Origin of the sequence: Metabacillus litoralis, from assembly GCF_003667825.1 — a bacterium.
Taxonomy (GTDB): Bacteria; Bacillota; Bacilli; order Bacillales; family Bacillaceae; genus Metabacillus; species Metabacillus litoralis_B.
Genome location: NZ_CP033043.1, coordinates 941,789 through 965,640, shown reverse-complemented (window position 1 = coordinate 965,640; position 23,852 = coordinate 941,789). Strand labels below are relative to the sequence as shown.

18 protein-coding genes and 1 pseudogene are annotated in these 23,852 nt (G+C 36.2%); 1 reads left to right on the top strand and 18 read right to left on the bottom strand.

Annotated features, from left to right (window positions below; genetic code table 11):
* Nucleotides 1-98: 98 nt before the first annotated feature.
* The 12 genes from rny to D9842_RS04475 all read right to left on the bottom strand — a co-directional run bounded on the left by rny (nucleotide 99) and on the right by D9842_RS04475 (nucleotide 14,244).
* Nucleotides 99-1,661: a ribonuclease Y gene (gene rny, locus D9842_RS04530; protein WP_285842646.1), complete on the bottom strand. Its 1,563-nt coding sequence runs from the start codon at nucleotides 1,659-1,661 to the stop codon at nucleotides 99-101.
* Nucleotides 1,662-2,180: 519 nt separating this feature from the next.
* Entirely contained in the window at nucleotides 2,181-3,437 is a 1,257-nt protein-coding gene (gene ltrA, locus D9842_RS04525) for a group II intron reverse transcriptase/maturase (RefSeq protein ID WP_121664937.1), read from the bottom strand.
* Nucleotides 3,438-4,002: 565 nt separating this feature from the next.
* Nucleotides 4,003-5,043, bottom strand: a complete 1,041-nt coding sequence (recA, locus tag D9842_RS04520) for a recombinase RecA (RefSeq protein WP_121661470.1) — start codon at nucleotides 5,041-5,043, stop codon at nucleotides 4,003-4,005.
* 299 nt (nucleotides 5,044-5,342) lie between these two features.
* Nucleotides 5,343-6,593 (bottom strand): competence/damage-inducible protein A, encoded by a 1,251-nt coding sequence (locus tag D9842_RS04515; RefSeq protein ID WP_121661469.1) that lies wholly within the window; start codon nucleotides 6,591-6,593, stop codon nucleotides 5,343-5,345.
* A gap of 12 nt (nucleotides 6,594-6,605) precedes the next feature.
* Complete coding sequence (gene pgsA, locus D9842_RS04510) at nucleotides 6,606-7,184, bottom strand: CDP-diacylglycerol--glycerol-3-phosphate 3-phosphatidyltransferase (protein WP_121661468.1); 579 nt, start codon at nucleotides 7,182-7,184, stop codon at nucleotides 6,606-6,608.
* A 120-nt stretch (nucleotides 7,185-7,304) separates the two neighbouring features.
* On the bottom strand, nucleotides 7,305-8,177 hold the full coding sequence (locus D9842_RS04505) for a helix-turn-helix domain-containing protein (RefSeq protein WP_162987291.1): 873 nt from the start codon (nucleotides 8,175-8,177) through the stop codon (nucleotides 7,305-7,307).
* Nucleotides 8,178-8,193: 16 nt separating this feature from the next.
* Nucleotides 8,194-8,985 (bottom strand): DUF3388 domain-containing protein, encoded by a 792-nt coding sequence (locus D9842_RS04500; RefSeq protein WP_098796361.1) that lies wholly within the window; start codon nucleotides 8,983-8,985, stop codon nucleotides 8,194-8,196.
* 152 nt (nucleotides 8,986-9,137) lie between these two features.
* Nucleotides 9,138-9,395 carry a DUF3243 domain-containing protein gene (locus D9842_RS04495; RefSeq protein WP_121661466.1) on the bottom strand — a complete coding sequence of 86 codons (258 nt, stop codon included), beginning with the start codon at nucleotides 9,393-9,395 and terminating at the stop codon, nucleotides 9,138-9,140.
* Nucleotides 9,396-9,468: 73 nt separating this feature from the next.
* Nucleotides 9,469-10,185: an elongation factor P 5-aminopentanone reductase gene (gene ymfI / locus D9842_RS04490; protein WP_121661465.1), complete on the bottom strand. Its 717-nt coding sequence runs from the start codon at nucleotides 10,183-10,185 to the stop codon at nucleotides 9,469-9,471.
* Nucleotides 10,186-10,300: 115 nt separating this feature from the next.
* On the bottom strand, nucleotides 10,301-11,590 hold the full coding sequence (gene yfmH, locus D9842_RS04485) for an EF-P 5-aminopentanol modification-associated protein YfmH (RefSeq protein WP_121661464.1): 1,290 nt from the start codon (nucleotides 11,588-11,590) through the stop codon (nucleotides 10,301-10,303).
* Entirely contained in the window at nucleotides 11,587-12,867 is a 1,281-nt protein-coding gene (gene yfmF / locus D9842_RS04480) for an EF-P 5-aminopentanol modification-associated protein YfmF (protein ID WP_121661463.1), read from the bottom strand. Before yfmF ends, yfmH begins: the two co-directional genes overlap by 4 nt.
* Nucleotides 12,868-13,014: 147 nt before the next feature.
* Nucleotides 13,015-14,244 carry a bacillibactin exporter BcbE gene (locus D9842_RS04475; protein WP_121661462.1) on the bottom strand — a complete coding sequence of 410 codons (1,230 nt, stop codon included), beginning with the start codon at nucleotides 14,242-14,244 and terminating at the stop codon, nucleotides 13,015-13,017.
* A 326-nt stretch (nucleotides 14,245-14,570) separates the two neighbouring features.
* Here D9842_RS04475 and D9842_RS26180 point away from each other — a divergent pair.
* A pseudogene (locus D9842_RS26180) lies at nucleotides 14,571-15,029 on the top strand (transposase); the annotation flags it as partial.
* A gap of 180 nt (nucleotides 15,030-15,209) precedes the next feature.
* Here D9842_RS26180 and D9842_RS04465 read toward each other — a convergent pair.
* The 6 genes from D9842_RS04465 to D9842_RS04440 form a co-directional block, all read right to left on the bottom strand.
* Nucleotides 15,210-16,163: an ABC transporter permease gene (locus D9842_RS04465; protein WP_373995115.1), complete on the bottom strand. Its 954-nt coding sequence runs from the start codon at nucleotides 16,161-16,163 to the stop codon at nucleotides 15,210-15,212.
* Between the two features lie 6 nt (nucleotides 16,164-16,169).
* On the bottom strand, nucleotides 16,170-17,216 hold the full coding sequence (locus D9842_RS04460) for an ABC transporter permease (protein ID WP_121661459.1): 1,047 nt from the start codon (nucleotides 17,214-17,216) through the stop codon (nucleotides 16,170-16,172).
* A complete protein-coding gene (locus tag D9842_RS04455) occupies nucleotides 17,213-18,742 on the bottom strand; it encodes an ABC transporter ATP-binding protein (RefSeq protein ID WP_121661458.1) in 1,530 nt (509 codons plus the stop codon). Before D9842_RS04455 ends, D9842_RS04460 begins: the two co-directional genes overlap by 4 nt.
* Nucleotides 18,743-19,076: 334 nt before the next feature.
* Nucleotides 19,077-20,153: a BMP family lipoprotein gene (locus tag D9842_RS04450; RefSeq protein WP_121661457.1), complete on the bottom strand. Its 1,077-nt coding sequence runs from the start codon at nucleotides 20,151-20,153 to the stop codon at nucleotides 19,077-19,079.
* 199 nt (nucleotides 20,154-20,352) lie between these two features.
* A complete protein-coding gene (locus D9842_RS04445) occupies nucleotides 20,353-21,078 on the bottom strand; it encodes a GntR family transcriptional regulator (protein WP_121661456.1) in 726 nt (241 codons plus the stop codon).
* A gap of 331 nt (nucleotides 21,079-21,409) precedes the next feature.
* Entirely contained in the window at nucleotides 21,410-23,785 is a 2,376-nt protein-coding gene (locus tag D9842_RS04440) for an FtsK/SpoIIIE family DNA translocase (RefSeq protein ID WP_121661455.1), read from the bottom strand.
* Between the last annotated feature and the right edge of the window lie 67 nt (nucleotides 23,786-23,852).

The window sequence follows — 23,852 nt, the reverse complement described above, 5'->3', positions numbered from 1 at the left end:
CTAGACTTTTTTTGTTGAACTCACACAGGATCCGTCGTTCATAGATTTAGTGTTACACAAAATTGAGCAAAAATAAAGTGGCGCATTTCTGCACCACTTTATTTTGCGTATTCAACAGCTCTTGTTTCACGAATCACAGTAACTTTTATATGACCCGGATAATCGAGCTCTTCTTCAATTCGTTTTCGAATATCTCTTGCTAAGCGATGTGCTTGTAAGTCATCAATGCTATCAGGTTTAACCATGATACGAACCTCACGGCCAGCCTGAATGGCAAATGATTTCTCAACACCTTCGTAAGATTCAGATATTTCTTCAAGCTTTTCTAGTCGACGAATATAATTTTCTAGTGTTTCACTACGTGCACCTGGTCTTGCTGCAGATAATGCATCAGCAGCTGCCACAATAACCGCAATAATCGATGTAGGTTCTGTGTCACCATGGTGTGATGCAATGCTGTTAATGACAACAGGATGCTCTTTATACTTTGTCGCAAGTTCTACACCAATTTCCACATGACTACCTTCAACTTCATGGTCTATAGCTTTTCCAATATCATGAAGTAAACCAGCTCGTTTTGCCAGTAATTCATCTTCTCCAAGCTCAGCAGCCATTAATCCTGATAAGAACGCAACTTCCATAGAGTGCTTCAAAACATTTTGACCGTAACTTGTTCTAAATTTCAATCGACCAAGAATCTTGATCAAGTCAGGATGAAGCCCATGAACTCCAACTTCGAACGTTGTTTGTTCTCCAATTTCACGAATATATTCATCCACTTCACGACGAGATTTCTCAACCATCTCTTCAATACGTGCTGGGTGAATACGACCATCTTGAACAAGCTTGTCTAAGGCAATTCTTGCCGTTTCACGTCGAATTGGATCAAAACCTGACAGGATCACTGCCTCAGGTGTATCATCAATGATAAGGTCTATCCCCGTTAATGTTTCTAACGTACGAATATTACGTCCCTCACGTCCAATAATACGACCTTTCATTTCATCATTTGGAAGATTAACAACAGAAACAGTAGTTTCAGCTACATGATCTGCCGCACATCGTTGAATAGCAAGTGACAGGATTTCTTTCGCTTTCTTGTCAGCTTCTTCTTTAGCACGATTTTCGCTTTCTTTGATCATTACAGCGATATCATGTGTGAGTTCATTTTCTACCTTTTCAAGAATTATTCCTCTTGCTTCATCTCTTGTAAGGCTAGATATGCGCTCAAGCTCTGTTTGCTGTTTACGCACAACCTCGTCCACTTTGCTTTCCATCTCTTCAATATGCTGTTGTCTTTCATTAAGAGAACCTTCTTTTCTCTCTAGCATCGCTTCACGTTTATCTAAAGACTCATCCTTACGATCCAGATTCTCTTCTTTTTGTAATAAGCGATTTTCTTGTTTTTGAAGCTCGTTTCTTCTCTCACGAACTTCCTGTTCTGCATCTGTGCGGAGCTTATGAATTTCATCTTTCGCTTCAAGAAGCGCTTCCTTTTTAGTAGCCTCAGCATCACGCTTTGCTTCTTCAAGAATTTGCTCCGCTGCATTACTAGCACCAGCAATTTTTGCTTCGGCAATAGACTTACGAACAAAATAGCCAACAACTGCACCGACGATTAGGCCAAGCAAAATGGAGATGATTATTGATACTACGTCCATTATTACACCTCCTCTTGCTATGAACTTGTTTTTTCTAGATTAAAGTGTCGGCATGTACATTGTTCAATTATAAGTTGTCAACATACAGCACAAAGCTTTGTTTTCATGTTGAACCTTGCGTCTTTAAACTATTTGACATAAGACTTTTTCAAGTACCAACATTTTCGGCTTTCAAAATGCTTCAATCATCATTCTACAAAATTGTAAAATATACATCTCAATTGTAAATCTGTGAATTTTTCTTGTCAAGCCTGTCATTATAATGTTTCTAAGCATTTTGTTCAATCTTATTTCCATGACCTTTGTGATAACTAGCGAAAAAGGATGATTTTTGTAGAATTATGTCACAATATTTTATGCAAAGATTATTTATCGTTTTCTTACTAATAAAATTCTATAATCCATATGTATTTAGACAAATTTCACATTATTTTTTAAAATAATCGAGTAGGAGGCACCTCACGGCGCCGACCTCTCACACCACCGTACGTACGGATCCGTATACGGCGGTTCGAAAGTTTATGAAATCACATTATATAAAGATTTTAAGCCTAACTTTTGCCAATATTCATTGTTTAAGGCAAAATCTAGTTGAGGGCTTTTGGAGATGCGCCAATATTTCTTCCTTGAATTGGCGCATCTTTTTGCCTTGTCTTTTGAGACACCGAGTTTAATCAGGTTTTTGTATCTTGTTTTCGGTTTCTTCCACTCTTTCCATCTACACGCTCTTAATCTGCGTCTTGTATGGGCATCTATCTTTTCTGCGTATTTCTTTATGTCTCCCACTTTAAAATAGTTGCCCCAGCCTTGAATGAGTTGATTTATCTTCATAATCCGAAATTCCATACTTACTCCCCAATTACGATTCGTTAGCTTCTTTAATTTCATTTCGAATCTTTCCTTCGACTTTATTGGCACGTATACTCTCGTTTTCTTTCGGTAGAAGCTCACCCCTAAGAATACACGTGCGTTCGGCTTTCCCACTGCACTCTTTTCCTCATCTACCCTTAGTTTAAGCTTTCTTTCAATAAATTGAGTTACCCCGACCTTAACTCGTTCTCCAGCTTTTATGCTTTTAACGTAGATGTTACAGTCGTCCGCATACCGGACGAATCTGTGTCCTCGTTTCTCAAGTTCCTTATCCAATTCATTTAGAATAATGTTACTAAGTAGTGGACTTAATGGACCACCTTGTGGTGTGCCTTCTCTATTTACTGTCACCACACCGTTTTCCATGATCCCAGCTTGTAGAAATCTTCGAATTAGTTTCAAGGTTGGCTTGTCATCAATCGTCTTTGCGATTAGTGCCATTAGTTTGTCGTGTTGCACTTTGTCAAAGAATTTCTCCAAGTCGATGTCCACCACATACGTATAACCTTCCTCAATGTAACTTCTTGCCTGTTCAATTGCTTGATGGGCACTTCTATTAGGACGGAAACCATAACTATATTCGCTGAATTGCTTTTCAAAGATAGGAGTTAACTTTTGAACGACTGCTTGTTGAATCACTCGGTCCGTCACAGTGGGGATTCCTAGTTTTCTTTTTCCGCCATTTGATTTTGGTATCTCTACCCTTCTAACTGGTTGAGGCTTGTATTTTCCTTCTCTCGCTAAGTGGATAATCTCTAGCCCATTTTCCTTCAGATAAAGGCGAGTAGCTTCTACATCTTTCGCATCGACACCTGCTGCTCCTTTGTTCTTCTTAACCTTCTTGAAGGCAGAGTTTAGATTATCTCTATCGAGAATTTGTTCAATTAATGTTTTATCTGATTTCATATTGGCTCCCATGTTCTTGAGATTGCACAAGGATAACTCCACTCTAAAGATAGACTCTTACTTTCCGAGTATCACCTCTATCTTTAGTCATCTAATGGTTGGCTGTGTCTTTGTTTCCTTGTCATGTTACTCTAACAGGGTTCCTCCTTTCGTTCCGTCCTTCCCATCGTTAGATGGTACTACGACTTCAGCTGACTTCTCTTAGTTCAGTTACATATCACTATGTAAGTTCCTATTTTAAAGGGTGCCTAAGAGATCTCCCAGGGTAAGTTCATCCACTTTCTCCTCATATATCTGCCACATTTATCGCTATTCTACCGAGGATATTTTGGACTTTGTTTTGTTTTGCAAACTCGTCCTAAAATAACGACCTCTAATGTGATTCGTATACCTCAGACCAAGGATTTGCCTAGGGCTTCCTTCAGATTCCATGTCGCCATGGACACCCTTGCCTTCGACTAATGGTTCGCTATCCCGACGCCCATAACGGACTTTCACCGTCTAGTTGATGAACATGCCTGGCACACAAAATAAAAAAGGGGCAAAACGCCCCTTAATTAAATGCTTATTCCCCTAATAAATTCATCTCTTCTTGACTTTCATCTGGTGCAGTAACTTCTTCGTCTAGACCATAATGTTTACGGATTTTACCTTGTATTTCTAAACGTATTTCAGGGTTTTCCTTTAGGAATTGTTTGGCATTTTCTCGACCTTGACCTAAACGTTCTTCATTATACGAATACCAAGAACCGCTCTTTTGAACAATATCCAAATCCGAACCCATATCGATAATTTCGCCTTCTTTTGAAATTCCTTCACCGTACATAATATCAACTTCTGCTACTTTGAAAGGAGGTGCCACCTTATTTTTAACTACTTTAATTTTAGTTTTATTTCCGACCATATCATTACCTTGTTTAAGTGTTTCAGCACGGCGAACTTCTAAACGAACAGAAGAATAGAATTTTAAAGCACGACCACCTGGAGTTGTCTCAGGGTTTCCGAACATCACGCCTACTTTTTCGCGAATTTGGTTAATGAAAATAGCAATTGTTTTAGATTTATTTATAGCACCTGATAATTTACGTAATGCTTGAGACATCAGTCTTGCTTGAAGACCGACATGTGAATCACCCATCTCACCTTCAATTTCAGCTTTAGGTACTAACGCTGCAACCGAGTCAATAACTAAAATATCAACGGCGCCACTTCGTACAAGAGCTTCTGCAATTTCTAGTGCCTGTTCACCAGTATCAGGTTGTGAAAGTAGTAATTCATCGATGTTTACACCAAGTTTTTGTGCATATACAGGGTCAAGTGCGTGTTCAGCATCAATAAATGCTGCTTGACCACCTTGCTGTTGAACCTCAGCGATGGCATGTAGTGCAACAGTTGTTTTACCAGAGCTTTCAGGACCATAGATTTCTATGATTCTACCACGAGGATACCCACCTATACCTAAAGCAGTATCAAGTGCTAATGAACCACTTGGAACAGTTGATACCTTTCGATCTGTTTGCTCTCCTAATTTCATAATAGATCCTTTACCGAATTGCTTCTCTATTTGTTTTAACGCCATATCTAAGGCAGCTTGACGATCACTCACAAAATTTCCTCCTTAAAGTTCATCTATAATAAATATACCTGTTTTTATCTTGTTTGCCAAGTAAAAAGCGAACATTTATTCGATTATTTTATTTTAATGTTTTAAAGTCACTATATATCTACTTTTTTATATATAGAAAAAGTGAATTTTAGATAGTAAGTGAGTTTTATTTTTAAATTTCACTTGTTTTCAGACAGTTTGTTGATTTTCACAACAAAAACAGACTCTTTTCTTCATAGAAAAAAAGACTGCTAAGCAAATGTCTAATACTAGATTAGTGCTTAACAGACTTCATTATATCATTCAATTTCGTTTAATAGTTTGACTAAATAATGACATCCATACTTTACCGAGCGAACACGAATTCCCTTTCTAGATCCAGCTAGATTCAGTTTAAAAACATTGGATTCCTGATCACCCATAGAAATGGCAATAAAAACTGTCCCTACAGGCTGCCCCTCATGTGGTTCTGGTCCTGCAGCACCTGTAAAACTAATGCCTATATCACTTTTAGAGAGCTTTCGGATTTGCTCAGCCATTTCCCTTGCACATTCCTCGCTAACTGCACCAAATTGTTCAAGGGTACGTTTTTGCACCTTCAATATTTGCTCTTTCACTTCATTTGTATAAGAAACAATACTACCTTTAAAAATTTGGGAAGCACCATCTAAAGATGTCATGTACTCTGAAAACATTCCACCTGTTAAACTTTCAGCTGCAGAAATTGTTTTCCCTTTTTTCATCAAAAGTTTATTTAATTCATGAACAAGGGTTGTCTGTTCATAACCATAGAAAAACTCACCTACACGGTCATTAATTCTTTTCTCTGTTTGATCAAGGAGTTTTTGTGCAATATGTTCATCCTTATGCTTCGCTGTAAGTCTTAATGTTACTTCTCCATCCGCTGCCAGAGGAGCAATTGTCGGATTTGTTTGTTCATCAATAATATCATGTATATCTGTTTCAAGCTGGGATTCACCAATTCCAAAATATCTTAAAACACGTGAAATAATTTTATCTTGAAAACCTAGTTTTGTTTGGAAATATTCTTTTCCATAATTCTCAAACATTGGCTTCATTTCACTAGGTGGGCCTGGCAATAGCATATAAATCATTCCGTCAATATCAACAGCCATTCCAGGAGCCATACCATAGTCATTTTTTAAAATGTAGGAGCCATCAATAACCAATGCTTGTTTTTTATTATTTTCAGACATGATACGTTTTGTTTGAGTAAAATAACGTTCGATACTTTCTAAAGCTTCCACATCAAACGTTAGCTCTCTTCCTAACACTTTTGAAATTGTTTCTTTTGTTAAATCATCCTTAGTCGGACCGAGGCCTCCAGTAAAAATGATAACATTAGAACGTTCCTTTGCAATGTTAATTGCTGATTCTAGACGGGAAGGGTTATCTCCTACTACGGTATGATAATATACACTCAAGCCAAGTTCAGCTAACTCTTGTGATAAAAATTGAGCGTTAGAGTTTACTATTTGACCTAAAAGCAACTCCGAACCAACGGCGATAATCTCTGTTCTTATATTCATGAACAATCCCCCTTACTTAGAATTTACAAAGGCTTGTTTATTTTTAATGAAGTAGTCCCAACCAGAATAAACAGTAAAGAATGTTGCAACCCATAAAGAAATTGTAGCAAACGGAATGTTCATAAATTCGAATGGTAAGTTGTGAAGTAATAAAGCTGAAATGGCAATAATTTGCGTCCATGTCTTGATTTTCCCTAACATGTTGGCTGCCACTACCTCACCTTCTCCCGCTAACACAAGGCGAAGACCGGTTACTGCAAATTCTCGACTTATAATAAGAATAACCATCCAGGAGGGTGCAGCTCCCAAATCCACTAATATAATTAGAGCTGCTGACACGAGTAGCTTGTCTGCTAATGGATCCAGAAATTTCCCTAGATTCGTCACTTGATTCAATTTCCTTGCATAATAACCATCAATCCAATCAGTTGTTGATGCAACAATAAATAGAATAGCTCCTACAAAATGAGTTGTTAAGATTGATTCTGAACCAAACGTTAATTCCCCCCAATTAAATGGGACTAACATTATAACCATAAAAACTGGTATTAAAAGAATCCTTGAAATGGTAATTTTATTCGGCAAATTCATGTATATTCCTCCATTTTGATTAAACTTTAGCATTGACATGCAAAATGGGACGACCCGTTAAAGAGTATGAACCCCTACTAAAAATGTAGTGGTTCATACTCTTCTTCCTGAGTCAGTCCCCTATTCTTTCTTATAAATGATGGTGATGTCCTGTGGCGTGGTTTTTGTATCTTGATATTGCAGGAGCTCACCATTAATTTTTAAGTCTGTCCCTGGTACATTTCCAACTCTAATTGTTATTTCTGATTCTGCGGTTAAATCATTTACTTTTGTTTCACCTTTAGGAATTTCTTCTCCATAGAATGTTTTACCTTTTCCGTTTCTAACTCTAACCCATGTCCGATCCTTTGCAACAACTTCCAGCTGAAACTTTTCAGCACCTGATAGCTCATAAGTCGTTGTTGATCCTTCCACTACAGAAAGGCTTTGAGCAGCTGTTTCAGGTTCTTCTGGCTCTGTTGTTTCCTCTTGAGGAGCTTCTTCCTGGGCAGGTTCCTCTTCGTTTGCCTCATCATCAGTTGTTGTCGTATTTTCTACTTTTTCAAATTCAACGTCATTTGCTTCAGACACATTGTTTTCATTATTTGCGTTATCTTTAGCTGCATCTTGTCTCCAGAGCCATAATAAAATAGCCACTACTACAACTACAGCTATCGTTAAAAGCTTAGGTAAAAAGTCTAGAAACTTAGACGCAGATTTTGGCAATTGTTTATGTGTTCTTACTCTTGATAACTGCTCAGGAACATCTTCCTTGTGTGTGCTTGGTACATCGTTCTTGTATTCTTCAAAAAGCATTTCCGGATCTAAATCAACTGCTTCAGCATATTGCTTTATAAATGCTCTTGCATAAAATTTACCAGGCATCATTGCATAATTGCCTTCCTCAATGCCAATTAAATAACGCTTTTGAATTTTTGTTATTTCCTGGAGATCGTCCAAGCTCATATTTTTTTCATCTCTTGCTTGTTTCAGTCGATTTCCTAGTTCACTCAACCGTAACACCCCATAATTAAAAGTCAAATCCTGAAAGACTTGAAGAGTCAAACATTGTTGGTCCTTCTTCAACATCTTTATATGTAATTTCCTCGTCAGGCTCGTTGCGAATTTCTATTATGTAATCAAAATCATCAATTGTATACTCTGTATTCTGTACAAATATATCAGGATGCTCAACAACCTTAGTAGCAGAAAGCCTCATAATTTCTCTTACAAGCTGTAAGTGTTTTTCAGATCCTCTTCTCGTTGAAACAATTCCATCGATAATAAACACATTATCTTCACTATATTCATCAGCAATCAACTGACTACGAATGGTTTGTTTAAGTAACGTAGAAGAAACAAACAACCATTTTTTATTTGCACAAACACTTGAAGCCACAATTGATTCTGTTTTTCCCACCCGAGGCATCCCTCGAATTCCAATTAACTTATGGCCTTCTTGCTTATATAATTCTGCCATAAAATCAACCAATAGTCCAAGTTCATCACGCACAAATCGGAAAGTTTTTTTGTCGTCGGCATCTCTTTGAATATAACGACCATGTCGAACCGCTAATCGATCACGAAGTTTTGGAACTCTAAGCTTTGTAACAGTTATGTTATCCATTGTATTTAAAATTGATTCAAGTCTGCGGACTTGATCATTACTTTCACACTTTAGTAAAAGACCTCGACGGGAATCGTCAACTCCATTAATTGTAATAATATTAATTGCCAACATCCCTAATAAGGAAGACACATCTCCTAATAAACCGGGACGGTTCTTTTGAATCTCATATTCCAAGTACCACTCATATGGCAAATTAAACCCTCCTCTTTAAACAACCACTATTATTTATAATAAATGATTTTTCTCAAAGAAGAAAGAGAGAAAGAAACGTATAAGTTAAAATGATTTCTAAACTAAAATAGATCACCTGTTGAATCAAAGAAAAAGAGAGGATCTCTCCTCTCTTAGTGTGAACCATTGTTTTGAACAAGTTTAACCATCATGTTTGCAATCGCATGTTGTTCTTGCTCAGAAGCTACACTCCATAAATCTGCTAGTACTTTTTCTTGTGGGTTTTTAGCTTCTACTTGTTTCGCTAAATAATCACCAATTTCAAACGCTAAGTTAGAAATAACTTGATCGTTCATTCCTTCGTTTTGGGCATGATCTAAACGATCACCTAGGAAATTTTTCCACTCATTCCAATTATCTAATACAGACATAGGAGTTCCTCCTTTATAATTGATACAAGATTATTGTTCCAAGGAAAGAAGTATTCTATACCAATTTCTTTTTTTAAATCCATCCACCATTTACGGAAATTACTTGACCTGTTATATAGGAGGATTTTTCTGATGATAAAAAAGTTACAGTCTCTGCAATTTCATCAGGTTTACCCAGTCTTCCTAGTGGAATTTCTTCTTGTAGCTGAATCAATTCCTCTTCTGTAAATTGAGCAAGCATTTTAGTAGAAATCGCTCCTGGTGCAATGGCATTAACTCTAATATGACTTGGTGCCAGCTCTTTTGCGAGAGCCTTCACATAAGCATTTTGTCCACCTTTCACCATTGAATACAAGACCTCACAAGAAGCACCTGTAATCCCCCAAATAGATGATATGAATATAATATTACCTTTACGTTTTGTAATCATCGAGGGGATTAGCTTTTGTATTAAACGAAATGGACTCGTTATATGTAGCTCTACCATTTGATCAATCTCTACATCATTTAGATCTGTTACCAACCCATAATGACTCGTCCCACTATTAAAAACAACCAATTCAACAGGCATATGTATATGTTCAAGTAATTCTTGTACACCCTTTTTACTTGTCAAATCAGCTTTAATTGGGAGAATTAAGCTGTCTTTATACAAGCTTTTCAGTTCATTTAATACCTTTTCATTTTGATGATAATGAACATATAGATGATACCCCTGACTAATTAATTTTTTGGAAATGGCCATGCCGATGTCACCACTCGCCCCAGTTATAAGTGCGTACTTATCCATAACGTCTCCTTTAGTAATTATTCTATATGTACCTGATGTTAGCTTCCTTTTAAAGGTATTACTGCTTCCCTATTATACTGAAAAAAGATCTGACTGAGTCAGACCTTTTCAATAATTATTTAGGCACCACTTGACATACTGAAAATAACTCTTCATCTACTGCTTCTTGTAATACGTTTGTCATATCTTCTTGAGTTAACGATTCTAACATTGGGACTACATCAAAAAGGTTCATCTCATTAAATGCATAACGTGTAAATTGATTGGCAATGTATTCAGGTGAATTAATGGCTCTCAGAAATGCCCCAATTTTTTTCTTTTTAGTTGCCTGGAATGTTGTGAAATCCACACCATCGTTTTTGGCACTAAATAATACTTGTTTAATTTTGTCTGCAAGAAGATCTGGATTTTCCGTATCTCCACCGATCATAGCAAACCCAAACCCTTTTTCTTCTGTATAATCATAGCTGAATGTGTCATCAATTAAGCCTTCTTTATATAATTCCTCGTAGTGCTTTGAACTTTTACTGAAGAGCATATCGAGAATTATATTCATAGAAAGCTCAAATTTCAACAGTTCTTTTCCCACTCGATTAGGATTTTTAGCTTTTAATCCAACTAAACATTTTGAGCTTTGAACATTCATCTTTAATTTCTCAATTTTTTTAAATACCCCAACTGGTTCATCTGGGAACTCCCTTTTTATTTCAGGTTGAGCTGTGAAATCTTTTTTATCTTGGTTCGTTCTAACTTGCTTTAATATTTCCTCTGGTTCAACAGCACCCACAACAAATAAGAGCATGTTACTTGGATGGTAGAAAGTATTATAACATTCATACAAGGAATCCTTCGTAATTTTAGCAATAGAATCAACTGTTCCGGCAATATCAATTCTAACAGGATGATTTTGATATAAATTTTGAATTAATCCAAAATATAAACGCCAATCAGGATTATCATCATACATATTTATTTCTTGACCGATAATTCCCTTTTCTTTTTCCACTGTTTTTTCTGAAAAGTAGGGCTCTTGAACAAAATCAATTAATGTTTCTAAGTTTTGTTCAACTGAGCTTGTGCTAGAAAATAAATATGCTGTTCTTGTAAAGGATGTGAAAGCATTTGCCGAAGCTCCTTGCTTACTAAACTGCTGGAATACATCTCCATCTTCTTTTTCAAATAATTTATGTTCAAGAAAATGAGCAATTCCATCCGGTACAGAAATCATCTCTTTTTCATTTAATGGTTCAAATCGATTATCAATTGATCCGTATTTTGTCGTAAAAGTGGCATAAGTTTTGTTAAAACCTTTTTTAGGTAACACATAGACATCAAGCCCATTTGACATTTTTTCGTAATATAATGATTCTTGTAATTGATCGAAGCGAATAGGATTTGTTGTCATGCCGTTCCCCCCATTCCTTTTAAGAAATAAATTGTATCTAGCTCAATCTTCTGAGCAACTTTAGTTACCTCTTCTTTTGTTACCTTTTCAATGCCATTTAAATAGTCCTCAAATGATCGATTTATATTTGCGATAACGTTATGATAAACAATTTCAACTAAGCCATAAGCAGTATCAACAGTTTCTAGTAATTGATTTCGAATGACAGCCTTGGTTTGCTCAAACTCTTGTTTAGTGAAATCTCCGTTTTTCATTGCAGCCATCTGTTCTTTTATAATCGAAACTGCCTGATCATAGTTTTGAACCTCAATACCTGACATAACCATTAATAAACCTTTATGACTTTCTACCCTTGAGGCTGCATAATAAGCTAAACTCGCTTTTTCGCGAACATTGATAAACAATTTTGAATGTGAAAAACCACCGAAAATACCATTAAAGACCTGCAGGGCATAGTAATCCTCATCTTTATACGTACTATTTGTTCGATAACCGATGTTTAACTTTCCTTGCTTTACATCCTGTTCTTCAATTACTTCTTTTTCTTTTATCTCTTTCGTAGTGTAAGGGGTTTGGACTACAGGTTGGCGGCTGTTGTCAAAAGTAAAATATTTATTCACATACCCTTCGACTTCGCCTTGATCAAGATCACCAACAACATACAAATCTATATGATCTGTCTGAATGCATTTTTGATAATATTCATACAAAGATTTTGCATCAATTTTATCAACATCTTTTGTTTCACCATTTACATGTAAAGCATATGGCTCATTTTTACACATTTCTTGTACAAGTCTTAAATTAGAATACCTCATTTTGTCATCATTCACAGATTGAATACGTTGCTTGAGGGTACGTTTTTCTTGGGAAACTATTTCATCCTGAAATGCTTCATTTTCTGTGACTGGTTGCAATAAAATTTCTGATAAAAATTTAATCCCTTGTTCTAATAATGGAGTAGCATCTGTTAGAAATTTTTCGTTTGCTATTTCCATTCGAAAAGAAATGATGTGATTTTCACCTTTTTTTGATAAATCAACATGTAGTGTTGCACCATAAAGTTCATCCAAATGCTGTCTTAAAACAGTGCTAGATGGGAAGTTTTTTGTCCCTCTTTGAAGTACATATGGTAATAGTGCTCTATATGTAACATCCTGTTCACTTAAAGGGGCTAATAACTTAAGGACAATCGTATTTGTTTTGAACTTTGATGTTGAGACTGTATGCAAAGATAGACCATTTACATCTGTTTGCTGTTCATGAAAATAAGACATGAAGACCCTCCTTTTTACTATTTTCAATTTGTTTGTAATTATATCAATACAAGGATAATAAAGGAAATAATACACTTTTAATTACTATCTTATCCTAACTCTTATCATAAAATTCTATACAAAAAGAGACCGAAGATTTCGGTCTCTTTAAGCCAATTTTGGCATTTGCTTTGGATCCTTTTCTAGATCCTTAACCTGGATAAAGAGTAACACAACCATAACTGCTATAACACTTGAACCAGCAGAGATGTAATAGACAAGATGTTCACTAACAGACATTAAATAAGAATAAACTGGAGGCCCTGCCGCAACACCAATAAATCTCATTGCACTATATATTGAGGTAATTGTCCCTCTTTCTTCTTTTTCAATACCCTCTGTAATTAAAGCATCTAAACTTGGTAGGGTAATCCCAATACCTATCCCAGTTAAAACTAAGAAAGAAATTAAAAACATCAAGGTGTGTTGTACTCTTAATGCAATAAATGAAATTGTAACTAATCCCATGCCAACGATAATAACGGTTTTCATTAGATTTTTACTTTGACCTATTTTCTTTCCAGATATGAAAGAACTAATCGATAAAGCCAGCAATGGAATAGCTAAAACTAACCCTTTTTTAACTCCATTAATGTTATATTGTTTTTCTAACATGTCCGACAAGAAAAACAAAATTCCAAATAGAACGAACATGATAATACATCCAACAGCAAAAATGGCAAAAAGCCATTTACCATTTTCAGCAAAAATACCTTTTACACAGTGGGCAAACTCCTTGACTGTTTGTACTTCTTTATCTTTTGTTTTTGGTACTTTTACAAGGAAGGCTACTAGCAAAACACTAACTAAACTAAAAAAAGGAATAAACCAAAACGGTAGGAACCATAAAAAGGCTGCAAGAGCTGCACCAATTATAGGACTCAACACCTTACCAGCAGTGTTTGCTGTTTCAGTTAACCCAAGGCCAGCACTTATTTCTTCATCACTTTTAAACATATCGCCTACTAGTGGCATAACAACTGGTGCCGCCCCTGCAGAACCAATTCCTTGAAGCACACGTCCTATTAAGATCCATATGTAAGGATCTTCAAATTTCCAAGAAGCCCATCCAGAAACCGCTCCACCTACCCCAGCAATAATTAAACATGGAACCATCACAATTTTTCGCCCAAACCGGTCTGATAAGTATCCCGCTATTGGAATTAAAATAATCGCTACAATTGAATATACGGTAATAATCAAAGATACTTGAAAGGCACTAATATTTAATTTTTTTGAGATGAGAGGTAAAACAGGAATCAGCATTGAATTTCCTAATGTCATAACAAGAGGAACAGATGATAATGCAAGTAAATCAAGCTTCTTTGGTGCTCCCATATTTTCTTCACCTGTCTAAAGATTATTTTGTTAACAAGTTCATTTTGCGTAAGATTGGTCTAACATATACTGGAATTAAGTAACAGTTAGTTCAGCATGGTGTTCACAGTGTTTTTATTTTGGCTTGAGGTGAAAGGGGGCTGTTGATTTCCGTTTCAGGCGCTTCGCTTTCCGCGGGGCTGGCGGTGAGCCTCCTCGTCGCTAGCTCCTGCGGGGTCTCACCTGTCCAGCTGCTCCCGCAGGAGTCTGCGCGCCTTCCACTACAATCAACAGAAACTTTAAACTTTATGTGCAGCAGTAATAAAACATAATATGAGGTGATTAAGATGTTATCACAGAAGAGTACAATCGCACGAGATCAATTAGAGATGGTTACCGTAGATCAGCTTGTTCCTTAAGATCATTTGGTCCGTAAGCTGAAGCTGACATAGACTTCTCTTTCATCTATGATCGAGTTAAGGATTTCTATTCGGAAGTGAGTCGCCCAAGCATTGATGCAGTTCTGTTAATCAAGCTCCCATTCATCCAATATATCTTTGGTATTCGCTCTATGCGTCAGACAATCAAGGAAACCCAGACCAATATGGCATTCGTTGGTTCTTGGATAGGAATTCCGTGATTCTGTTCCTCACTTCTCCACCTTCAGGAAGAATTACGAACGCCATTTTGCAGAAAGGGAATTGTTCGAGGAGATCTTCATCGAAATTTTGGAAACAGCGATTAAAAAGAAGTTGATCAGCGGATCACATCTCATTAGCTCTACACACGTAAAGGCTAGTGCTAATGCTGGACAACCCTTCGAGGACTTAAAAAATTGTCCATGCAGGCGATGCTATCTTAAAAGATAGCCAACTGGACATGAGAGGGTCCAGTAAAGCATAAAAACAGTCTATCCCGGGTGTCTTTTCTAATAAAAAAGCCAACTCAAAGACAAAAAGCTTCTCCAGTTTGGAGAAGCTTTTTTATTATCGTTTTCCCTTTTCATATGGTGTTCCTAATGCTTTAGGTGAATCAGCACGACCGATGAATCCTGTTAATGCCAGAATTGTTAAAACATAAGGAAGGATAAGTAAATAAACAGCTGGTATATCTTGTAAAAATGGGATTGTTCCACCTATAATACTCAAGCCTTGAGCCAGCCCAAAGAATAAAGCTGCTCCCATTGCTCCAAGTGGATGCCATTTTCCAAATATTACTGCTGCAAGTGCCATAAATCCTTGACCACTTATCGTCGCATGACTAAAGTCTCTAGAAATAATGGTAGCATAAACAGCACCACCTACACCGGCAAATGCACCACTTAATAGAACACCTATATACCTCATTCTAGTTACATTAATACCCATAGTATCTGCAGCCATTGGATGTTCTCCTACCGAACGTAAACGAAGTCCAAATGGTGTTTTAAAGATTACATACCAAACAATAATTGCAGTGAAAATGGCTAAATAAGAAGTTACATATCCACCTGAGAAAAATATTTTTCCAATAATCGGGATATCACTTAGTAACGGAACATCCATTTTGTTAAAACTAATATTGATTCGATCAGTTTGCCCTTTTTCATAAATATTTTTAACAAGGAATAATGTTAAACCAACCGCCAAGAAGTTAATTGCAACACCACTTACAACTTGATCTGCTTTAAATGTAATAGAAGCTACAGCATGTAGTAATGAAAAGATAGATGCAGCAACCATAGCGGCAACGATGGATAGCCACGGAGTAGCATTTCCAAATACTTCAGCGAACTGTAAGTTAAATACAATTCCTACAAAAGCACCAATAACCATTAAACCTTCTAGACCGATATTAACAACACCTGAACGTTCACTAAAAACTCCTCCAAGTGCAGTGAAAATAAGTGGAGCCGCAACGAATAAAGCTGTTGGGATAATGATTTCTAAAGCTTGTAGTATGCTCACTTATTTCCCCTCCTTTTTAAAACGAAATAATATCCAACGGATAAAATAGCTAGAAGCAACGAAGAAGATAATAAGCGCAATAATGATTTCAACAAGCTCATTTGGAACACCAGCTTCAGAAGGCATATTTAACGCCCCAACCTTTAACCCTCCAAACAAAGCTCCTGATAGTATAATACCAATCGCTGCGTTCCCACCAATAAGTGCAACAGCAATACCATCAAATCCTATTCCGGTAAATCCATTTTTAACTGACACATATTCAAACGTTCCAAGACCTTCCATAGCACCGGCAACGCCCGCGAAAACACCTGATATGACCATAGATAGAACGATGTTACGACTAACATTCATACCAGAATAATGTGCTGCATCATGATTGAATCCTACAGCTCGTAGTTCAAAACCTTTGGTTGTTTTCTCAAGTAAAAACCACATAATAAAAGCACCGATTAAAGCAATAAAAATTCCATAATGCATACGTGAGTAATCTGTTATACTTTCAAAAAACTCAGAACGTAGTGATGCAGACGGGAATATTTTATCAGTGGAATCACTGTTATCAGTAATAACCTCTCTTATGAGATAATTCGTCACGTGAAGTGCAACATAGTTCATCATAATTGAAACGATTACTTCATGGACTTTAAATTTAGCCTTTAAAAACCCAGGAACAAAGGCCCATAATGCCCCCGCTAATCCAGCAGCGATAATAGCTAATGGGAGATGTATAATTGCCGGTAACTCAAACGCAACACCAACCCAAACTGCTGCTAACCAGCCAACAATTACTTGACCTTCAACACCAATGTTAAATAGTCCTGTTCTATAAGCAAAGGCAACAGCTAAACCAGTAAGAATATACGGTGTTAATTGTCTAACTGTTTCACCCATATAATAAGTGTCACCAAAAATCCCATACCATAATGCACTATAGCCAGCAATTGGATTGTATCCACTAACAAGCATGATAATTGCACCTGAGATTAATCCTAAGATGACCGCAATTACAGGAATTAATAAGTTCATATAACGATTTAAATTCATGACTGGTTACCTTCTTTCTGACGCTTACTTCCCGCCATAAGGAGTCCGAGTTCTTGCTCAGTTGTTTCTTTAGGATCCACGATATCAACGATTTGCCCTTCATAAATAACAGCAATTCGATCACTAACATTTATAATTTCATCCAGTTCAAAAGAAATTAGTAGTACTGCTTTCCCTTTATCACGCTGCTCAATTAGTCGGCTATGAATGAACTCAATCGCACCAACATCAAGACCTCGCGTAGGTTGAGCTGCAATCAATAAATCGGGATTACGATCAACCTCTCTCCCTATTATCGCTTTTTGTTGATTTCCGCCCGAAAGAGCTCTAGCAAGAGTTGAAGAACTTGGTGTTCTAACATCAAATTCCTTAATAAGTTCCTTTGCTTTATCATAAATGGACTTAAAGTTCAGTACACCACTTTTTGAAAATGGTTGCTTATAATATGATTGTAAAACCATGTTCTCACCAATTGGAAAGTCTAGCACGAGTCCATGTTTATGTCTGTCTTGTGGGATATGTCCAACCCCTGATTCAGTTATTTTTCTAGGATGATAATTTGTAATATCTTTGTTGTTAATTTTAATAGAACCAGAGCTGACTTTTCTTAATCCTGTTATAGCTTCAATTAATTCAGTTTGACCATTACCGTCTACACCTGCAACACCGACAATTTCACCAGCTCGTACAGATAAGTATAATGAATTAACCATTGCAACTTGTCTATTATCCTTTACGATAAGATCATTAATAGTTAATACATCTTCCTTCGGTTTAGCAGGAGTTTTTTCAGTCTTAAAGGACACCTCACGCCCTACCATTAGGGAAGCTAACTCATTTGGATTTGTATCAGCAACATTAACTGTGCCAATTCCTTCACCTTTACGTATAACCGTAACCCGATCACAGACTTCCATAATCTCTTTTAACTTATGTGTAATTAAGATGATTGATTTTCCTTCTTTTATCAACGTCTTTAAGATTTGAATTAATTCTTTAATTTCTTGTGGAGTAAGTACTGCTGTCGGCTCATCAAAAATTAAGATTTCAGCGCCACGATATAGAGTTTTTAGAATTTCTACACGTTGCTGCATCCCTACGGATATATCAGATATTTTTGCCGACGGATCTACTGCTAAACCATATTTTTCAGATATCTCTTTAACCTGCTTCTCGGCATCTTTTATATTGATTGTCGTTCCTTTTTTAGGTTCATTTCCTAATATAATGTTTTCTGTAATAGAAAAAGTGTTGACCAACATAAAATGCTGGTGGACCATGCCGATCCCTAAATCATTCGCTATATTAGGATTGGTAATATCTACTTTTTTCCCTTTTACTTTTATCTCCCCTTTTTCAGGTTGATATAAGCCAAAAAGAACATTCATTAAAGTTGATTTTCCTGCACCATTTTCGCCTAATAAGGCATGAATTTCGCCTTTTTTCACTTGTAACGTAATATTATTATTTGCTACTATGCCAGGAAATTCCTTACGAATATTTAGCATTTCAATTACATATTCCAACTTGCTCACTCCTTTTTCCTGAACAACTTATGGTTCTCACGTTTCATTTTGCTAAAAACTAGCTGGTATGAAAATCACCAAATGCAAATCTACTAAACCTTTCATTATCTTGATGACATAATATAATTCATTAACTTTAACCCTTTATCATTATTTTTATGTATAGGAAAGTCATCGATGTTCTTACAAAAAGGGAATTGAATGAATTGTTAGAATATTTGCATTTAATGATTTTCAGGAATAAGGGCTGACTTATATCTGTATAGAAACCCCAAATAATAATTATTGTTGGAGGAATCTAAAGGATTATCTAAGTCAGCCCTACCCCTATTCATTATTTTGTTGGTACTTCAATTTCACCATTAACAATTTTTTGTTCATACTCTTCTACTTTTGCCTTTACCTCTTCAGATAAATGCTCGTCACTCGGAGCAATACCAATTGCTTCCTCTTCAATACCATACTCAATTACTTGACCACCAGGGAACTCACCAGCTTTTGCTTTTTCAGCAAGGTCCTTAACAGCAACGTCTACACGTTTAACCATAGATGTAAGAGTAATATTGAATTCTTCACCATCTTTTGTTGTACCGTTACCTTCTTCATGTTGATCTTTATCTACCCCAATAACCCATAGTTCACGGTCTGGATCTTCTACTTTTAAGTCAATCGCTTCAGAAAATACACCATTACCAGTACCACCAGCAGCATGGTAAATAATATCAGCACCTAACCCATACATACTTGAAGCAATTTGCTTACCTTTTGCAGCATCCCCAAAAGAACCTGCGTATTGAACTTCAACAGTTGCATCAGGATTTACAGCTTTAACACCTTCAATAAATCCAACCTCAAACTTCTTGATAAGGTCACCCTCAACACCGCCAACGAAACCAATTTTGTTTGTTTTCGTTGTTAATCCAGCAACAACACCTACTAGGAATGATCCTTGATGTTCTTTGAATGTAATGCTTGCAACATTTGGTTGTTCTACAACACTATCAACAATTGCAAAGTGTGTATCTTTTTGTTGTTGTGCAATTTCATCTACAGCAGGTTGTAATAAATAACCAATACCATAAATTAAATCAAAGTTTTTACGAGCTAACGTATTTAAGTTTGTTGCATAATCTGCATCACTTTTTGATTGAAGGTAATCAAAGCCGTCAGTTCCTTTTTCTAAACCATTTTCTTCACCATATGCTTGAAGACCCTCCCAAGCAGATTGGTTAAATGATTTATCATCCACACCACCAATATCAGTTACCATCGCAACAGAAAAATTATCTTCTTTTGCTTCTCCGCCGCCTTCACCGCCAGCGCCTTCATTTTTGTCAGCACCACCACATCCTGCTAACAATGTTCCTGCAGCAAGAAAAAGTGATAATGCTAATCCATTTCTTTTCTTCATCATTAAAGCCCCCTAAAAAGTATTTTAAAATAACATAAAACCCAAACGTATAGCCTACCTTGGCCAACCACCTCCTTAAAGTAAAGAGCTATGTACTCTCATACATTTTAAACAACCTTTAGGAGTTAAGCACGATATAGCGGAGATTTCCTTACATACTTTATTATTGAAAAAGTATGTATCACTACCTATTCTTTACCTATAAACGTTTCCTTACTACATGAAAACTAAAATGGTCCGCTCTAAAATAGTTTAATGAGTATAGTACTGGTTGATCTTGATCATTAAAATGCATTTGTTTTAAAAGCAATAATGATGTTTCGGGATCACATTCTAATATTGGAGAAATCTTTTCATGATAACCAATTGGTTCAATATGTGTAACTGCGTAGCTTATGTAAATATTTGCTTTATCTTCAAGTAATTTAAGTAAAGATTCTTGTTCATGATCAAATGTGTCAGGCAGTACTTTAGTTGGGATTTTATCTAAACAATATACAACAGGCTCTCCGTTTGCGGTTCTTACTCGTTCAAGCAAAAATATTTCTTCTGTTTTTTCACATTTAAACCTTTTAACATCATCTTCTGTTGCTCCAGTAATTGAAGATGACAAAAAAATAGTACCAGGCTTTAAACCAGCTTGTTCAATCGTAGCTGTGACACTATTTAATTGCTCAATACCTGAGGTAAATCTAGGTTTAGAATTCACAAAAGTACCTACACCATGTCTTCTAATGATAACGTTTTCTTCTTCAAGTGTTCGTAATGCCTCTCTTAAAGTCGCTCTACTTACACCAAGGCTTTTCGATAATTCAAATTCAGAAGGTAATTTTTCTCTTTCTCGATATGTACCATTTTCAATATCTTCTTTGATCTTATCAATCACTTGTAAATACAAATGCCGATTATCAGATTTTATGGTCATTGAAACGCGCCCCCAGTTATCCCCACTATATACAAGAGATCAGACATCAGATGTTATACACCTTAGTCTAACCGAAATTACTATATCATGTTTTATGCTATAAATAAATAGAAACTAGTAAAAATTGTCGAATAAGGAAAGGAATTCTTTCCTATCGTTTGTTTCTAAGGGTGAACTTATACCCATAATATGACTCTTCATACAATGCATTTATATCTTACTCTTTTTGTCACATTTTGTCGATGATTTTAATAGGTAAATAGCCAAACCAAAATAAAAAAACTAAACAGAAAACAACTTAGTTAAAGGGTGTCTCTGTTTAGTCATGATATTAAGAAGTAATGTCTTCATGTTTTTCTTTTGAAATAAGGACTTCTCGTGGTTTGCTTCCTTCATATGGTCCGACTATTCCTCGTTCTTCCATCGCATCTATTAATCTTGCAGCCCTTGTATATCCAACACGAAATCGCCTTTGAAGCATAGATACAGAGGCTGTTTGCATATCAACAACAAGTTGGACAGCTTCATCAAACAATTCATCATCAACTTCACTAGTTGTTTCCACAACCTCAGTTGGAATCATTTCTTCTTGATATTGAGCTTTTTGTTGGGCAATAACAAAGTTAACTGTTTGTTCTACCTCTTCATCGGATAAAAATGCACCTTGTACCCGAACTGGTTTAGAGGCTCCAACAGGTAGGAAGAGCATGTCCCCTCTTCCAAGTAGCTTTTCAGCTCCTCCCATATCTAATATGGTTCTTGAATCTGTCATGGAGGAGACACTAAAGGCAATACGAGAAGGGATATTTGCCTTAATAACACCTGTAATAACATCAACTGATGGACGCTGTGTCGCTATAATTAAATGGATTCCAGCTGCACGTGCCATTTGCGAAAGTCTCGTTATAGAATCTTCTACATCAGAAGATGCTACCATCATTAAGTCTGCAAGCTCATCAACAATGACAACAATATATGGGAGTTCCGGTTGCTTTGCTTCCTCCTCACGGTTATTTCTTTTGATCACTTCATTATAACCTTCTATGTTTCTTGTACCTGTATGAGAAAAAAGTTCGTACCTTCTTTCCATTTCATTAACAACTTTTTTCAATGCCTGTGATGCTTTCTTGGGATCTGTTACAACTGGTGCAAGCAAGTGTGGTACTCCGTTATACACATTTAATTCAACCATTTTTGGATCAATCATCATCAATTTTACTTCATGTGGTTTTGCTCTCATTAAAATACTAGTAATGATCCCATTAATGCAAACACTCTTTCCGCTTCCTGTAGCACCTGCAACTAAAAGATGGGGCATTTTGTTTAGTTCCGCTAAAACCGCATCACCTGAGATATCTCTTCCTAGGCCTATTAATAGTCTAGCATCTGGTCGATCATTTGCTTTTGATTCTAACACTTCTCTTAATGAAACCATTGCGATTTCCGAATTAGGTACTTCTATACCAACTGCTGATTTACCCGGGATTGGAGCTTCTATTCGAATATCTTTTGCTGCTAATGCTAACGCAAGATCATCACTTAAGTTAACAATTTTGCTAACCTTTACTCCGACATCAGGATAAACCTCGTATTTGGTAACCGCAGGTCCTAAATGAACTTGTGTCACTTTAGCTTTTACACCAAAGCTTTGAAACGTTTTTTCAAGTTTTCTTGCATTTTCATAAATATTTTTCTTATCTGCCTGCTGTGAATTTTGTTTTGGAGCTTTTAACAAATCAAGTGGTGGTAGCTTATAATCTTTATTTTCTACTTCAACAAATGATATCGTTTGAAGTGCCTCATTTACCTCACTAGATTCATCAGATGATGGTTGTTGCTTTTCTTGATCTGCTTTTCTTTCTTTAGGCTCGAAAGAAGGTTGTTCTTGTTCTTCCATCGTATGTATAATCATTTCTTGCTGACCATTCTCTGTGTCAGAAAAGCTTGATATGATAGGTTGAAGTACATCTTCTTCATCCTCAAAATCTTCATCGATTATTTCATCATCAGAATCTTTTTTCTCTTTCTTCTTCTTTTTAGGCTTTTGCTTCTTTTGCTTTTTTAGGGCCTTGGGTAGATTTTTCATATCTTCTAAAAAGCCAATAGTTTGGTTCTTGATAAATCCACCAATAGGAAGAAGAATCTTCGCTAGTGTAGCTTGAAGGGATTTTCCAGTAATCAAAAGAACTCCAATTACAATTAAGACAATTGCAATAATTTTTGATCCAGCCTCTGCAAATAAATAATAAGAGGCAGCAAACAATACTGCTCCAATTATTCCCCCGCCTAAATCAACAGTACTTGCTTCACCTTTTACTTCCATCCAAAATAGCTCAAGAGTATTTGAAATCACACTTGGTGAAGCGAAGGTACCATTATGTGAAAGCATCTTAAATAATGTTACATGACTTAATAATAACAATGATGCTGTTACACAATATATTCCTATCATTTGTCTGCTAAATAAAGTTGGTATCTGCCGCTTCCATATAAGGAACAGTGAAAACAGGACAATTCCAATAAGGAAGAGCATGTACCATTCGCCACTAAAAAAGCGAAATAAATGAACGAATGTTGTTCCCACAAATCCAAGCTTTGAAATTGTAATAAGAGCAATTGCTAAAATGATTAAGCCTGCCAACTCAAATTTTAGGGTCTTCTTCCAATCATCCTTTGACTGTTTTTGTCTTCTTTTTCGTTTTGCCATCTTTTATCACCTTTGTTTCTTTCGAGTATGTAATGATATGAGTAAAATGAATGCAGCCAAAGGCATA